This is a genomic window from Clostridium sp. MCC353 (genome assembly GCF_018785315.1).
Taxonomy (GTDB): domain Bacteria; phylum Bacillota; class Clostridia; order Lachnospirales; family Lachnospiraceae; genus CHH4-2.
The window spans coordinates 75,987-91,480 of record NZ_WQPN01000109.1; the positions used below are offsets into that span (position 1 = coordinate 75,987).

Annotated in this window: 11 protein-coding genes; all 11 read right to left on the bottom strand. The window is 46.9% G+C overall.

What is annotated here, in order from left to right:
* Positions 1 to 127 precede the first annotated feature (127 nt).
* Entirely contained in the window at positions 128 to 868 is a 741-nt protein-coding gene (locus GPL15_RS18635) for a hypothetical protein (protein ID WP_215700206.1), read from the bottom strand.
* Positions 865 to 1,584 (bottom strand): LytTR family DNA-binding domain-containing protein, encoded by a 720-nt coding sequence (locus GPL15_RS18640; protein WP_215700207.1) that lies wholly within the window; start codon positions 1,582 to 1,584, stop codon positions 865 to 867. The genes GPL15_RS18635 and GPL15_RS18640 overlap by 4 nt, the downstream gene beginning before the upstream one ends.
* Positions 1,585 to 6,546 (bottom strand): type VII secretion protein EssC, encoded by a 4,962-nt coding sequence (essC, locus tag GPL15_RS18645; RefSeq protein ID WP_215700208.1) that lies wholly within the window; start codon positions 6,544 to 6,546, stop codon positions 1,585 to 1,587. It abuts the gene before it with no gap.
* A 53-nt stretch (positions 6,547 to 6,599) separates the two neighbouring features.
* The gene (locus tag GPL15_RS18650) at positions 6,600 to 7,205 is read right to left on the bottom strand and encodes an FHA domain-containing protein (protein WP_215700209.1); all 606 of its coding nucleotides are present in this window, start codon (positions 7,203 to 7,205) and stop codon (positions 6,600 to 6,602) included.
* 319 nt (positions 7,206 to 7,524) lie between these two features.
* A complete protein-coding gene (locus GPL15_RS18655; RefSeq protein WP_215700210.1) occupies positions 7,525 to 8,367 on the bottom strand; it encodes a zinc-ribbon domain-containing protein in 843 nt (280 codons plus the stop codon).
* Between the two features lie 281 nt (positions 8,368 to 8,648).
* The gene (locus GPL15_RS18660; RefSeq protein WP_215700211.1) at positions 8,649 to 9,017 is read right to left on the bottom strand and encodes a response regulator; all 369 of its coding nucleotides are present in this window, start codon (positions 9,015 to 9,017) and stop codon (positions 8,649 to 8,651) included.
* Positions 9,018 to 9,378: 361 nt separating this feature from the next.
* A complete protein-coding gene (locus GPL15_RS18665; protein WP_215700212.1) occupies positions 9,379 to 9,582 on the bottom strand; it encodes a helix-turn-helix transcriptional regulator in 204 nt (67 codons plus the stop codon).
* 355 nt (positions 9,583 to 9,937) lie between these two features.
* On the bottom strand, positions 9,938 to 10,783 hold the full coding sequence (locus GPL15_RS18670) for a tyrosine-type recombinase/integrase (RefSeq protein ID WP_346345000.1): 846 nt from the start codon (positions 10,781 to 10,783) through the stop codon (positions 9,938 to 9,940).
* A 245-nt stretch (positions 10,784 to 11,028) separates the two neighbouring features.
* Positions 11,029 to 13,944 (bottom strand): diguanylate cyclase, encoded by a 2,916-nt coding sequence (locus GPL15_RS18675; protein WP_215700213.1) that lies wholly within the window; start codon positions 13,942 to 13,944, stop codon positions 11,029 to 11,031.
* A gap of 8 nt (positions 13,945 to 13,952) precedes the next feature.
* Positions 13,953 to 14,312 (bottom strand): Hpt domain-containing protein, encoded by a 360-nt coding sequence (locus tag GPL15_RS18680; protein WP_215700214.1) that lies wholly within the window; start codon positions 14,310 to 14,312, stop codon positions 13,953 to 13,955.
* A gap of 938 nt (positions 14,313 to 15,250) precedes the next feature.
* Positions 15,251 to 15,494, bottom strand: a 244-nt coding sequence (locus GPL15_RS18685) for a hypothetical protein (protein WP_215700215.1), incomplete at its 5' end; no start/stop codon positions are given.

The window sequence follows — 15,494 nt, forward strand, 5'->3', positions numbered from 1 at the left end:
CCTCATTTCCGCCGCCCCCGCGGCTGCATTACTCTGCGGCGCCGGACTTCCACGGCCTTGTAATTCTGCGGCGCCTATATTCCACGGATGCGCAATTCTGCCCCCGTGTCATCAAACCAGACACGCTTCAAACGCGCTCCAGCACATCCCCTTCCGACCAAAAATTCCTGACAATCTCCCCCCACGTTTCCTTGGAATAGACTTCCGCCTTTTTACCATCCATACCACATGTGAGGAGATAGGGATAAATGCTTCCCTTCACGATCAAATACCGCGTCTCCGTAAATCCCGCCCCGCAGGAAATCACGTCAAAAGAAGCCATCCGCCTTTCCATCTGTTCCAGTTCCATAAGCCCCGTCCTCTGATCCGGCCCCTGCTCCAAAAGCGTTTCCAGTTCTTCCCGGACGCCTTCATCCAGCTCCCCGGTCTTTTGGGCCCTGGCCGCCGATTCCTCCGCCCGCTCAGGCGCCAGCCCGCTCTCCTCCATCCAGGTTAAAATCTGTTCAGAAGGCAGCCACCAAATCCGGAATTCATCAAACTGTTTTTCCATCATCACCAGCCCGTCTTCCGCCACATAAGCCAGGCAGATCTGGCCCTGGTCCCTGTCCCCCATGATTCTTACCACAGTCCGGGACATCCTCAGTTTCTCCAGCCAGACAGCCGTTTCACCCAGAATCGTAAGCTTTCCGTTTTCACTGCCGCAAATCCCTTTTTTAATCAGGCCGTGAATACAGCGGATCAGCGTTTCATCATCCGCGTCCCGGTATGAAACCGCATATCCGTAAAGTTCCTCCACACCGCCAGCGGCCAAAAGCACTGCCAGCTCCAATTCCTTAAAATACCAGATTTTCTCTTCTTCCTTCATCATATCTTATAATCCTTTAAAGACTTTTTATAGCTTCTCGACAACGGGACGGCCAAACCGCCTGTGAGCGTCACCATATTCTGGGAAAGCATCACCTTATCAATCTTTTTTCCATTAATAATGTAGCTTCTGTGGCACCTGATGAACTCAGAAGGCAGATTCTGTTCCAAATTCTCCATGGTTTCATAAAACCCGATCTCCTGATCCAAAATCCTCACGAAAATCTTCTTTTCCCTGGCCTCCAGATAATAAATCTGGCTGTACGGGATATACTGTTTCCCTTCCCGGGTCTCGATCACGAAACTCTCCGCCATATCCCGGGATTCAAACCGTTCCAGAAATGACTTCAGCGTCTCAGCCAGCACTTCCCGGATCTGTTTTTCGTCCGCCGGCCTCAGCAGCAGGGAAGCGGGCGCGATTGCCGGCCTCAAATACCGCATGGGCGACACACCGGTATCCGCCACCACCATGAGAAGCGCCTCCCTGTATTTAGCCCGTATCTGTTCCAGATATTCCAGCCCCTGCTTCCCGGTCACGTCATAGCACATCACATCCGCCAGTGGTTCCTTATTTATGTACTCCTGAAATTCCGGCAGTTTAAAAAATTCCCGGATATCCCAGTCCTCCTCGCTCAGTTTTCCGGCCAGGTCCTTCACCTGTTTTCTGATGGAGACAAGTTCCGCCCTGTCCTCATCGTATGTCAAAAATGAAATCATCATTTACCCCCTGGATAAAGGTATTACTACTCTGCAAGGCTTTTCACCCTCTTCAGAAGGAATCATACCGTTTCCTGCCTTCATCGCTTTGCTCCGCTCCATAAACGGCAGGCTGTTAAAATCAAATATTCTCTGTTCATCCGCTTTTCCGCCCAGATGAACCCCATTTTTCATGCGGATAAAGTTTTCATAAACCTTCCGTCCCGCCACATCTTTTATGTTGTCCTGGTTAAAGCAGGCATAGAAGAATACATTGTGCAGCGCGCCTTTATCCGTAATATTTTCCACAAATCCATGCATGGAGGCCACGCCCGGCTGCGGATTATAGATTCCGTTTACAAATGACACCAGGTCCGCAATGAAAATATGATATTTCTCATGCTCCTGCATCCTCTCATAAATGGCTTCTTCTTCCATTTCCTCACTTACACACTGGCGCTTCAGTTGATTTCTCGCCTTAAAGGATGGAATAATGCTTTCAAAGAAATGATAGACCTTCTGGTCAGAATCCAGATACTCGGCCCCCGCCTCTTCTGCGGTCTGGCGCAGTTCCTCTGTTCCCGATTCAATCACCCAGATCTTCTCTCCCCTCAGCGCCGCCGAACGGATCATCACCTTCATGAGATTGGTTTTGCCCGTCCTGGCCTTTCCTGAAATAAGCCAGCAGTAAATTTTACTCAGGTCAATGCCGTAAACCGCGGCTGTTTCCATGTTATAGCCGATAGGAAGCGTCCTGTCATCCTCAGCCGCAGCAGCCGTGTCTTCAAGGGCCGCGAATTCAGACCACACCGGTTTTGCCGGAATCTCCGGTACCGGTTTTGCCCGTTTTCCATCCCAGCAGCGGTTCATCCGATCACAGGCCGCCTTAATGGCTTCCATACGTTTGTAATCGTCTTCCGCCTCCGCCGACAAAGCGGTCTGGAACTCCAGAATGCTGCCGTCCACAACCGCAAGGCCCCGCCCCCTGATATTGGCTTCCGGCAGTACGGAAACCCTCATGGTCTTTAACGCGTCCGCATATTGGAATTTATCAGCCATTTCCAGGCAGATGGAAGTACGGATATTGTCTCCGATCTTGGACTGGATCTCCGACGAACTGTAACCTGCCGCTGAAAGCACCAGATAAATGCCGTTGGCAGACCCCTCTTTCGCCAGTTGGATCAGCACATCCTCATACTGGTTTTCCGTTTTTTCCTTAAAATTGGCATAACTGTCGATCATCACGATGATGGACGGACAGGTAACGCCGTTGGCCTGCACATACTGGCTGTAATTTCCGCCCTTAAACAGAAGCTTGCGCTCCGCTAAAATCCTGGATATCATGGTGAAGAACTTGGATATCTTCTCCATCTCCCCTTCATACATGATTCCGCCCACGTGGGCCAGCCCCTCAAAGGGCGACATCATGCGGCTGCTGAAATCGATGGCATACAGATTCACATAATCCGGCGTATACCGGTTTACCAGGGCAAATGCCAGGGTCTGCAGGAAGGTGCTCTTTCCGCTCATGACCATACCGCATACTGCGTGATGGCCTCCTTCCGCGAAATCCACCGTAAGAGGCCGCTGGGCTTGGTTCTCCGGATCGTCGTACATGCCGATTTTAACCTGGAGACTCCATCTGTGTCCCGGTTCCGGCCACCTGCTGCCGTCAAATGCCTCTTCCTCATATCCCGGAAGCTGGTTTAAATACATCGTGTCCGGAAGTACAGGAAGCCATAGCTTAATATCATTCCGGTATCCCAGCCTCTGGGCCGATTCTTTCAAATATTCCACCACAGCGTCCAACTGGGTCTTCTCTTTCTGCTCCGGAAGCTTCTTTCCAAGGCGTTTGGCATTCAGCACAATCTGCCCGGCCTGCTCCTTCAAATCACCCGGAGACGCCATGCAGACATCCTCATACAGTTCCATGAAATCCATGAGCCGCCTTGTATTGTAGTCATTTTTGGCATAATCCACACGATCTTTTTCCATCATTCCATAGATCAGATCCACCGCTTTGTCCAGGTTTCCGTCCGTCTGCTCAAAGGCGTCTCCGGCATAGCCTATCAGCCGGATCAGCCACCGTTCCAGAACCTCCTCTTTCCGCTTCATCTTCGTATGGCTTCCGGTCATTCCCGCCTTTCCGGTATCGGAAATCATCCGGGCCACCACATTTTTCGCATTGCCCAGTTCCGCGTCGTAGGCTGCTCCGCTCCATCCCGACTGGAACAATTCATAAAGTTCATCATTGCCCACCTGCAGGTAACACCTTCCCGCCTGGGTCAGGTAAGCAGCGTCCGGTTTATGAAGCATATCCATGCTGTCCTGCCGGTCCTGCACCCTCAGACAGAGGCGGAATTTGGAGTTGCTCCAGATGTTGTCATCCACCGTACCGCTGGGTTTCTGGGTTGCCAGGATCAAATGGACCCCAAGGCTCCGGCCCACCTGGGCCACGCTGATCAATTCCCTCATGAAGTCCGGTTCTTCCCGTTTCAGCTCCGCAAACTCATCGATGATGATGAACATGTGGGGAATGGGGATTTTCGCTTCTTTGTTCTTATATAAATTGGTGTATAAGTTTATGTTGTTGACGCCGTATTCGTTAAAAATCCTCTGCCGTCTGCGGTTCTCACTTTTAATGGATACCATGGCCCTGTGGACCTGGTTTCCCGACAGGTTGGATATCTGCCCGATCAGATGGGGCAGTCCTGCAAACAGGTTGGCCATTCCGCCGCCCTTATAGTCAATGATGAAAAATCCCACGTCATCCGGGCTGAAATTGATGGCCAGCGAGAGCATATAGGTCTGCAAAGTCTCAGACTTGCCTGAACCGGTGGTGCCCGCAACCAGTCCGTGAGGCCCATGATATTTCTCATGTACGTCCAGATAGCAGGGCGCTCCTCCGGCCTTCTGGCCCACCAGAGCTTTCATGTTCTCATATGTGCGGTTCTTCCTCCAGCGGTCGGCCACATTCAGCTCGTCCAGTGAGGAAATTCCATACATATCAAAAAATGTCAGGGAAGACGGGATCTCACCCCCGATTTCCACTTCATTCACTTCAATGCTGCTCAAACGCCTTGCCAGCGCCTCCAGCGCTTTCTGGTTCATCTCGTCAAAACGGACGGCTGTCCGCTTGGCGTAATCGCTGGCCGCATTGTAAAATCCGGCAAAGGAGCTGTCATTTTGAATGATGCATTCCACCGCATTGGGCAGATCCTCATATTTTTCCGCCAGCAGAATGGTGGATAGCCCGATGTTCTTTTCAGCTCCGTAAATATACCGGGCCACAGGTTCCCCTTCCAAAAAGGAAGGCTCCGCAATTATCAGAATATAATAAGGTTTCGGCGCAGTCTCTCTGTTCTGTCCAGCCTGTTCCTCCGCACGAAACCGGAATACCTTGGTGAGTTCATAGAATACATCGCTGGCGTCTGATTTATTGCCCGCCACATAACGGGTCTTTTTATCTTCCGACCAGACATGGGGCAGCCATCCGGCGAAATCCCAGCAGTCCCCGTCAATTCCTTGCGCGCCATCGTAAATAAATGCCAGCTTCACGTCCGTATAACAGTTGTTGGCAGCGATCTGGGCCACCAGATTGTAGACCACATCCACAGCGCCTTTTTTATGTTCGCCGCCGATCACCCCGATCAAGTGCTCTTTCAGAAGGTCCATGCAGATTGGCACATCATGAAGGGTTTTATAATTATCCTGGATGAATTTAGGCTTATCCGCCAGAGAATCGTTGATCAGCGTGAATTTTTCCTTGGGTATGGTGATGGGAACCTGAAACGGGATATCTCCCATTCCAAGACGTTCCATCAGGAAATCCTCATGGCTCATGTTCCGGTTCCAAAGCTGTGTGGTTTTGCTGTCATAACCGCTGCACACCGCCGCCGCTGGATACTGTTCATTCAAAATTCTGGTATTCTTCTCATATTTTCCACGGATCGTATCAGTGCATTTGATTAAATATTCGCTGTAGCGTTCAAACCGCTTGAGTTCTTCCTTCCGTTTCCGTTCCTTCGTGTAGCGCAGGTTGGCAATGGCCCAGCCAGCCCCGATCACAGCGGAAGATACGGCTGTAATCAGCCCTGTATACATGAACGCGCTGGTATTTCCTCCTGACATCCGGCTGCTGTAAACGGCCAGGCCGCTTCCCAAAAGCATAGGAACCGCCATGGTCATAGCCGGTCCGATCACCATAGCTAACGGGGTCTCCGCCATGTCCTGGGGATTGGGCGGCGCTTCGATTTCAACCGCCTCATCTTCCAGTTTTTCAATGTTTCTGGGCGCGCGGTGGAAATACTCTCTCTCCCGTTTCACCACTCCCTGAGGCTTTGGAACCTCTGCCGCAGGCATCGTCCAAATGCTAAGGATATCCCGGTTGATTTCCAGCCCCCTGCATGGGCGGACGGCCAGAATATCTCCCAGACAGACCATATTTAGCCCGAAAATGTCAATGCGGTCGCCAAAATGAAGCTGGGCCGATCCGATCACCCGGACTGAATTCACAAATACGCCGTTCCGGCTGGTATCCTCTAACCGGAGCACACCGCCCTGCATCTTCAACACTCCATGGTCACGGGACACCAGTTTCTGGTACTGATAACGGATCATGGATTCCGGCTTGCTGCCGATGGTCACCGCCATACCGTCCCCTAAAAAATATTTCTCATAGACGCAGAAAGAACTCTCCTGTTCACCGACCGTGATGGAAATCTGCTCTTCATAAGGCGTATTCACCAGAAAAATATCGTCGTTGCCCAGTTGTTCCCTGTTATAAGGGGCCGAACCTTTGGTGATGGTACAACGGCTGTCCGTAAACATCCAGCGGTTTTCTATTACCTCCAGCTTTAACACCACGTCCTGACGGAGCCGGAATAAATCCTTATCGATGATCACCGTCGTATCATCGTTGTTAATCGCAGGCAGCACAAACTCCTTAAATGCGCTTTTACTGTAGACAGAAAGTACAATACTCATATTTCCCTCCATTTATCCCATGGAGACAGCGTATCCCTATCAGCTCATCCCTGTCAGTTTCTTATGATGGAAACCTCCAGCCGGACAGTTCCGACGTTTATGCAGTCCCCTGACTGTATTTTAATACCCCTTTCATCCACAATGACGGAATCCGCTTTCCTCAAAAGCCTGACCGGAACCGACATCCGGCAGTTTCTGATATAGAGATCCTGCCCGTGCTGGAATATCTCGCACTGGCGTTCTGAAAGGCTCCTGTTATTGATCACTATGGTATTAACATCAAACTGCCTTCCAATCCTTATGACCTCGGATGGGTTCAGCAGGTATTTTCTCGTTGACAGTTCATTGACCTCCGTCAGCTCCAGCATACATCTGCCATGAGCCGGCAGGTCCCTTTTCAGCGTCTTTTCATCCTGTCCGTAATTCACAGCTACCGGACGCTGAAGCCCTTTTCCATCCCTTCCCTCATTCCCTTTAAAGGGATTTTCAAGGGCCCGGTCCAGCGCTTCTTCCCGCAGCTTTTCCATAGCCATTCTGCGCTGTTCCTTTTTCTTTTTTCCCGATTTCACAACAATAATGAGAGTTGTCAGAATGGTTACCGCTATTACAAATATTATTATATATAATGGATGATCCAGCAATTTAAAACCGTTTTTCACCTGTACTTCCCTCTTTTTTTTGAATACTTTTTTATAAATAAGGAGCCTGACAAGTCAGACTCCAGCGTCCATTATAAAGATCCATGTTTGATTTTATGATACAAGCCCTTTTAAACACTAAAAAGGAGCTTGAATATCGGTATTGTGACGAACTGCGCATCACAATACCAGTATTCTGCTCCTTTCGATTTTCGAAACCAGCTTTCATGATCACGCTCATCATACTGTCCCCTGTGTGTAAAAACATTTAATGTATTAAGTATAGCATGGGAACCGGGTTCCGACAAGTTGATTCGCACTTAGTTTTATATCTGTTTGATTACCATAAAAGGCTTGGAAGAATGTTAAAATCGCCGGATGTAAAATCGATGCACCATTTTCCGTTAACCTTAATCACATTGATTTTCATGTCTTCATCATCATCGTCTTCCTTACCCTCGATGCTGACATTGACTTCCAATGTATATCCTTCCGTCACTTCGATTTCTTTTAAATCGTCAGAAAGCTGTTTAACCAGTTTATTAAATTTTTTAAGAGTAGCGTTGTCCAGTTCATCTTCGATCGCGTCATAGTACTTCCCGTCTTCCTGCACCCACTCCAGGCTGGAACGGATATCCCGGTAGGAATTTTTAACCTTTTTCAACTGACTCTTGCTCATCTTATCTTTATCCAGAATTTCATATTTTACTTTGAAATCCTTGCCGTACATGTCTTTTAAATCATCAAAACCATCCTTCATCTCATCCTTTAAATCATCCATGGCTTCGTCAAAATCATCCACTTCGCTCATGAGGCTGATGCCGTTTTTATAAGCGTTTACCATAAACTTGGGACAGGTTGCGTCCACATATTTTTCAATATTGGTTTCTTTGCTGTTTACCAGTTTGCAGAGCTGATCCATGGGTTTGGTATATTTCCCGCCTCCAAACAGGTTAAAGGCAACTGCAATAATTACAATCAGCGCAACTGCGCCTGCGGCGATACCGCCGATTAACTTAACGTTTTTCTTCTGGTCTGGCGCCGGAGCCGCCGGAATTACTGGCTGAACCACATCGCCTGACGGCTGTTCAAAACCGCCTGCCTCCTCATCTACTCTCTGTCCGCAGGTTCCGCAGAATACGGAATCATCTGGAAGTTCTGTTCCACAATTTGGGCAAAACATACTCATATCCTCCTTTTATATCTTTTGTTCTTTTTTATCAGTTCTTTGTTTGATAGCCTTATAATAACTGAAATGAGGCCAAAATCGCGCATTTCCTGATAAAACGCATTTCAGGACTGATGAATGACTGATTCACTGCCATTTTATAACAGTTCTTCCAATTAAGCAATCGATCTTTTGCATTTTTACGACATTATTCGCGGACAGCAGAACGGCTCTGCGCCCTTCATTCAGAACAAATCTCCCACAAACCGTGATGCATATCTGACGGAAAGCAAGTTTCAAACACAAGCTAAGACATCCCGCACCATGCGGGACAATTTTTCAGGTTTAAACGGCTTCACAAGAAATTCCCAGGCTCCCAGGTCGACAGCTTCCTTAACCACCCCGTCCCGTCCGACAGAAGAGCACATGATGATCCGGGCCTTTTGATCCATTTTTACCAGCTCGTCCAAAACTTCCAGCCCGGACATCCCCCCCATCGCGATATCCAGAATTACAAGATCCGGTTTCTCTTTTCTATACAATTCTATAGCTTCAGTTCCCTTCTCAGCTTCTAAAATATTATGAAAGCCGTCCCTTACCAGCGTATTCTTAATCACAAGCCGCATAAATGCCGCGTCATCCACGATCAAAATCTTATCTTCCATCCTCTTCCTCACCTTCCGCCGCGTCTGCAGCCGCTCAATCATCTGTTCCATCTTCAGAACAATTTAAAAAATGCCTATATAATATTAAATCGGAAGGAACGGCAAAATAAAACGGCTCAAAATAATTTTTAATAAATATCCCCATATTCTTAATAAACAAACAAAAATCCCCCTCGCGGGATTTTCCTGCGGCAGGCCGCTTTAACATCATGAATCCTTACCGCTGCCTATTATGAGATAGGATGAATTTTCTATGAAATAAAAAAACCGGCTGTTAAAAACATCCCATTTATATGAGATACCTTTTACAACCGGCCTTTCCGCCTTTTCAGTTTTGCTGCATAAAAGTAAAAATCTGTTTTTACTCTATTTCATCTTTGATTCCCAACTCTTTTGCAATCAGTTCTTTTGTTTTTCGGCTAGAATTGCGCCCAAAAATAACATCACTAATCGTAGAATTCGTGTATCCCAGCCTTTCGGCTAATTCCTGATTTGTCATGTTATTTTTTATCAGTGCTATTTTTACCTTCATCCCAAAAGGCGTACATTTTTTCAGGTTTGTCATAAACGATGCCCTCTGCTTTCTCTCACGTTTTAACCGGGTATTGACTACATAATGTAAATTATGTAGTTGCTTTTTACAAAATACATATTTATTATGCAATTTTTTATAAAAAAATGCAATAGGGGGTATCCGTAATTTTATGAAAAATATAAAATTTTTATAATTTTCTATCTACACTGACACCTGAAATCCCTTTTTTCATCAGAAATTTGTGAAATTACGATGATAACGCTTTGTATCCGTTGCTTTTCCCACTACATAATTTACATTATGTAGTTTTTGCCTTGCTGCAAGCATTGCTTTTACCACATAATTTACATTATGTGGTTTTTTTCTGCCCTCAGCCGTTCCCCTCCTAACACAGCAAATTCAATTTAGAAAGTATCCTTTTATGCTCCACCCCGCTTGAAATTGTACAAATTCTGGTCGTTTCGATGCTGGAATGGCCCAGTATATCTGCCAGCCTGAGCAGATCCTTTTCAATACCATAGAAAGTAAACGCAAATAAATGGCGCAGATTATGGGGGTACACCTTTTTAGGATCCACTCCCGCATCCCTGCACAGAGCTTTCATCATCGTCCATATATTGCTGCGGTCCAGGGGTTTACCGCTTTTTGTGATAAAAACCGCGCCTGATTCAATATGTTTCTTACTGCAGTACACCTTCAGACGCCCCGACAGCTCCGGTGTCAGAAAAATCGTCCTGGTTTTTCCCTTATTGCTGATCACCGCATAGCCCTGTTTCAGAGCTTCTACAGATATGAACCGGTGCTCACTGACCCTGATTCCCGTCGAGCATATGGTCTGCATCAGCAAACTCAGCCTCTCATTGTCCTTTAATCTGGCAGCCTGCACCAATTTTTGGTAGTCTTCTTTTGTCAGCTCCTGATCTTTCCTGCAAAACAGGTTCTTTTGCAGCCGGAACTGTTTCACCCGGCATTCCATCAATCCTGAAAATGACAGGAAATTATTGACCGCAACCAGAATGGAATTCACACTGCTGATCTTATAGTTTTGCAGAAGATGGTTTTTAAATGCAATCATTATTTCTTTATTTACGCATTTGTCCTCAGAAAGAAATTCAAAGAATTTCCGGATGTCCCTGATATATTTCTCAACAGTCGCCTTACTTCTTTCCTCATCCACCAGGTATCTTTCATATCTATCTATGGTATTCATTGTAATTATGCCTTCTGTCACAGCATTTTTCTCCCTTCTTTTTTCTTTAGTATGCCCCATTTAATACTATAACAAACGCTTACCCCCTACTGGGTCCATAGGAGAATCTAAATACCATATTTTTCCATATTAATGCAGAGCGCCGCAAAGGTTTGAGCTGCCTCATTTTGCCGGAATAACCGGAAAATTGAGACAGCCCAAACCCTTGCGGCGCTCTGTAAACAATGATTTTATTTACTTGCTTATTCGGTAACATTACCGGAATGTCACTCTTTTTCCATGGCCGGAACCCCGTCATAATCAGAATCGATTCTGGTCTTGGCTACTATCTGTGCCTCCCAGACGCCAAGCGGCCGGTTCATGGTCTCTTTATCGAATACCATATAACAATTTTTGCCCTGTGACTTAGCGCCGTAAAGCGCAATATCGCTGTGCTGGAACAGCGTCTCAAAGCTCTCTCCATCCCTCGGGCAGAACGTAATACCTATGCTGCCTGAAATGTGGCACTGGTCCGCAGTATCCGGCAAAAGCATCTGCTGCATGGAATCGATAATCCTCTGAGCCCGGTTGGTTACGCTCTCTTCATTTGAAATATTCTTCATAAAGATAAGGAATTCGTCTCCGCCGATTCTGGCCGTTATATCCTCGCTCCGGAATATTTGGGAGAGTTCAGCCGCAATCTTCTGAAGAACTGTGTCTCCAAACAGATGCCCATAGCCGTCATTTACCTTTTTGAAATCATCCACATCAACGAGGAGAAATGCCGCCTGCTCTTGGGCTGTTTTCTGCTCCAGATAACTGTCAATCTCCTTTTGGGCTGTGCTTCTGTTATAAAGCCGGGTCAGTTCATCTCTCCGGGCCCTGTCCTGGAGCGCCTGAGAAGCCCGTTTTTCTTCATCAATATCCATAATCACGCCCACCGCTTTAAACGGTTTTCCCATATCATTAAACTGGCAGGCAGCACGGATCTTACACCACCGGTAGCGGCCGTCAATATCCGCCACCCGGAATTCGGTCTCCTTATAAGGCACTCCTGATGCCATATCATGAATCAGCTGAATGAGATTCGGCAGTTCTTCCGGATGAATGTGAGACACTTCCGGAATTCTCCTGCTTGCCAAATCCTTAATCGGCAGATAGCCAAACTTTTTCTCCCAGTTTGAAGAATAGCTGACCTGATCCTTTACAATATCCCATTCAAAGATTATATCATTGGTCTGCTCCATAATGATCTTATGGCGTTCCAATGTCAGCCGCAGTTCCTCCTGAGCCTGTTTGGACTGTGTGATATCGATCAAAACGCTGATGAAATATTCCTTTCCATCATTTCCCGTCACCAACCGGCCCTTATCCAGTATCCATAAAACCCGTCCGTCCTTTGCCGTCACCCGGTATTCCACTTCCACCGAATTACCGCATTTTAACTGTTCCTTCACCTGGCGCACCAGTTCCTGCCGGTCAGCCGGATAAATCAGGTTCATGTACTGGTTGTTGAACGTTTCCTGAATCTCCTGTTCGCTATAACCGATTAAATCCGCAAACCCTTCATTCACATGGACTATGGTAAACCCCTGATCATTCAGGCACTGCTGAACTCCTCCTAAAATGCCCTGTAAAACACTGTCTTCATAGCCGGAAAGTTTTATTTTTGCCGCCTGAACGGCCTCTTCGCCCTCTTCCTTCCATATTAATATAGCTTTTCTCTGATGGGGGTGGCCGGTATCTATGCGCATAACCGTGACATCACACCCAACATATTCCCTCCGCTGTTTGTTGTAAACCCGGAATTTTTTCGACTTTTTCATATAACCGGCTTCAAAAAATTCCGGCATATCATCATCCAAAAACTTACGCATATCCGCCCGGTCATCGGCATGAACCGCCCGGTCCGTAAAATTGTGAATGGATTCTGAAAAACGGCTTCCCGTTTTAAGCGGCTCATAGTCTTTATTTGACAAATAAACTACATGATACAGCCCTGTATTGAGATCCACTTCCATAACTGTGGAATTCATATACCTCAGCAGAGTAAAATACTTCATCTGTCCCAATTGAAGAGTATCCAGTGGGTTTTCAATATTATGTTTCACTTCGAAAGCTGCAGTCCCGTTTCCGCTCTTTTGAAGGTTATTATCCGCATACTCCTTGGACAAATGGGCAAATGTAACCCTTACATTCTTAAAACATTCCAACAGTTTAGGTGAAAATGAACCGCATTCCCCATTCAATATCATATTAAAAGCGACTTCCGGAGACAGGGCCTTTTTATAAACCCGGTCCGTGGTCAGGGCGTCGTAACAGTCCGCAATTCCCACCACCTGGGCGCAGACAGGGATGCTTTCTCCTTTCAGCCCATCCGGATATCCCTTGCCGTCCCACCGTTCATGATGGTAGCGGCAGATATTATAGGCGTACTGCAGATATTCCCGGTCACTCATGCGATCCAGCCCGGCCAGCATCTCACACCCTTTAATGGAATGGGTTTTCATAATTTCAAATTCTTCCTGGGTCAAACGCCCCGGCTTATTTAAAATGGAATCGGGAATTGCGATTTTTCCAATATCGTGCATGGAAGAAGCGCTGACTATGATCGCAATATTCCTCTCCGTCAAACCAAACTCAGGATAGCTGCGGGCCGCATCCTCCAGCAGTATCTGGGTAAACATGCGGATACGTTTAATGTGCTGACCTGTTTCTACGCTCCGGTACTCAATGATGGAGGACAAAGCATCGATCATAACTGCATTGGATTCTCTTAATTTGGCCGCCTGTTCCTCTATCAGTTCATCCTGGTTTAATTTATGTAAATTCAGTTCAATGATATTCTGCACGCGCCGTTTTACCACATGAGGCTCAAATGGCTTCATAATAATATCGGATGCGCCCAAATCAAATGCCTGCACTTCACTTTCTGCGGAGTCCTCGGCCGTTATAACAACAACCGGAAATTCTGCCAGACGGTTATTGTTTCCCAACTCCGCCATCACCTGAAATCCGTCTTTAACCGGCATAACCAAATCCAAAAGCATGGCCGCGATGTTGCTGTGATACTGGTCGACCAAAAGAAGAGCCTGATTTCCATTTTCAGCTTCGAGCAGGTTGTAGTCCTTTTCAAAAACTCCCCGGAGTATGGCACGATTGATCTCCATATCATCTACAATAATGATCGTATCTCTTTTCATACTTTTTATCACCCCTGCTCTTGTTTTATAATCTGATAAATCTCCTCATAAGCTTTTTCAAAATCAGCGTATAAATCCTTCGCGTTTTCCTGTTTTCCCGCCCGGATCATATTGACAATCTCAGAAGAGATTTGAAACACATTATTAATCCCTAAATTAGCACTCACGCCTTTCAATGTATGCGCTGCAATTAAGGCCGTTTCATAATCGCCCGCCTCAAAAGCCGGAGCCACTTTGCTGAAATTATCGTCAGCCAGGAATTTAAACAAAAACTTCTCATAAAGCCCTTCATTGCCGCAAAACCGCCTGATACTTCCTTCCACATCCACACCATGTTCCGCTAATGCCTTCTTAAAACTCTCTCTCATCTTCTTCTCCTTATTATCGCTGATATTTATATAAACCTGAACTTTAATTCATTAGCTTGACAAAATACAGGTATTCACGCTTTTTTATTCAACACCTGCTTTTATAAGTTTATCACAATCGGCCATTGAAGAGAATAGATATTTTCTTTGATCTTCTAAAATTGGGCAAATCTTTATTTGAGTGATTGGCAAAAGTTACGCCTGTAAGAAGGGGAACCTGGGGGGGAGGGGAAGGTCGGGCGGCCTGAGGGAAGGACCCAAGGCCGCGGGGATCTGATTCCGACCGTTAAGTGGAACTAAGGCTTTCAGGATGGAAAAAAGCGGTGCGATGCCCATTCACGGTAAACTCCTGATGACTTTACCGTTCAGGGGCATCTCAGAAACTGATTCGGTTTTCAGTTTCTGCCCGCTTTTTTCCATCCTGAAAACCTAAGTTCCACTAAACAGTCTCCACAGGATCCCCGCCGCCTTGGGTCCTTCCCTCAGGCCGCCCGGCCTTCCCCTCCCCCCCAGGTTCCCCTTCTTACAGGCTGTGTACTGGGTGCGCTATGGATAATAAAGATTTGGAGTAGGAAAGTAGAAAAAGCATAGAAACGTTTGATTGAGACGTTGTTTGGCATTTAGTAGAGAATATGACATAGACATTTCAAGTAACTGACGTGGGGATTAACAGTAAAAGGCCAAGGCATTTTCGAAAATGCCTTGAGGGTTGATGTTAAATGGTGTGGGGATTTACATTAAAAGGCTAAGCCATTTTCGAAAATGCCTTCACCCCTTATGTTCACCCCTTATGTTAAATTTGCTTTTAATAACTTTAGCCGGAGAAAACCAGCAGGAAAGCGGGACGAGGGGGCGGACAGAGAACCGGATGGTTGGAAGGGGCCAGGCGGAGCGGAATCCGTCGGGGATGAAAGCCATCTGGAAACCGTTAGTGAAACTTAGGCTGCAGGGATGGAAAAAGACGGGCAGAAACTGAAAACCAAATCAGTTTCTGAGATGCCCACTGAACGGTAAAGTCCCATAAAGAGTTTACCGTGAATGGGCATCGGACCGTCTTTTTCCATCCCTAGAGCCTTAGTTTCACTTACGGTTGGAAGCTGGTTTTCATCCCCGACGGATTCCGCTCCGCCTGGCCCCTTCCAACCATCCGGTTCTCTGTCCGCCCCCTCGTCCCGCTTTCCT

Excerpts from the sequence above, each read along its gene's own strand:
- GPL15_RS18660 (WP_215700211.1), bottom strand. The coding sequence starts at position 9,017 with ATGGAAGATAAGATTTTGATCGTGGATGACGCGGCATTTATGCGGCTT.
- GPL15_RS18680 (WP_215700214.1), bottom strand. The coding sequence starts at position 14,312 with ATGAGAGAGAGTTTTAAGAAGGCATTAGCGGAACATGGTGTGGATGTG.
- GPL15_RS18635 (WP_215700206.1), bottom strand. The coding sequence starts at position 868 with ATGATGAAGGAAGAAGAGAAAATCTGGTATTTTAAGGAATTGGAGCTG.
- GPL15_RS18640 (WP_215700207.1), bottom strand. The coding sequence starts at position 1,584 with ATGATGATTTCATTTTTGACATACGATGAGGACAGGGCGGAACTTGTC.
- GPL15_RS18655 (WP_215700210.1), bottom strand. The coding sequence starts at position 8,367 with ATGTTTTGCCCAAATTGTGGAACAGAACTTCCAGATGATTCCGTATTC.
- GPL15_RS18675 (WP_215700213.1), bottom strand. The coding sequence starts at position 13,944 with ATGAAAAGAGATACGATCATTATTGTAGATGATATGGAGATCAATCGT.
- essC (WP_215700208.1), bottom strand. The coding sequence starts at position 6,546 with ATGAGTATTGTACTTTCTGTCTACAGTAAAAGCGCATTTAAGGAGTTT.
- GPL15_RS18665 (WP_215700212.1), bottom strand. The coding sequence starts at position 9,582 with ATGACAAACCTGAAAAAATGTACGCCTTTTGGGATGAAGGTAAAAATA.